The sequence below is a fragment of the Mesorhizobium sp. M4B.F.Ca.ET.089.01.1.1 genome, assembly GCF_004022605.1.
Classification (GTDB): Bacteria; Pseudomonadota; Alphaproteobacteria; order Rhizobiales; family Rhizobiaceae; genus Mesorhizobium; species Mesorhizobium abyssinicae.
Map to the genome: position 1 here is coordinate 1 of NZ_RZOS01001465.1, position 427 is coordinate 427.

Consider the following 427-nt stretch of genomic DNA (forward strand, 5'->3'; position numbering starts at 1 on the left):
GTGAAACGTTCATCGTCACACGAACATCACGACAGCCAGCTTTCACCAAGGCGTCGATAAAAGCGCAACATTCGGAAAATACAGCTTGAGTTAGCAGCTGGAGCATTCCGGTTTCGCGTGCCGCTGTCATGATTTCGGGCGGAGAGATGGAACCGTGAATCGGATGGGACCACCTTAGCAACCCTTCAAAACCGATCACAGCTTCGGTGTCGAGTCTTACGATTGGCTGGAACCAAGGGCCCAAGCTTCTCGTCTTTATCGCCGAATGAAGATCGCGTTCGATGGACTGGCGGCGTTGCAGTTCCCGGTCGAGCTCGGCATCGAACAGGCAAAATTCGTTCCTGCCACGGCGCTTAGCTGTGTAAAGGGCGATGTCCGCCCGCAACAACATTTCCGTCAGCCCCGGGTTTTTAGCCGAGTATATTCC

General features: G+C 54.1%; 1 protein-coding gene. It reads right to left on the minus strand.

Annotated elements, in window-relative coordinates:
- Positions 1–385, minus strand: a 385-nt coding sequence (locus EN780_RS37910; RefSeq protein ID WP_245500329.1) for a GGDEF domain-containing phosphodiesterase, incomplete at its 3' end; no start/stop codon positions are given.
- Positions 386–427: the final 42 nt, after the last annotated feature.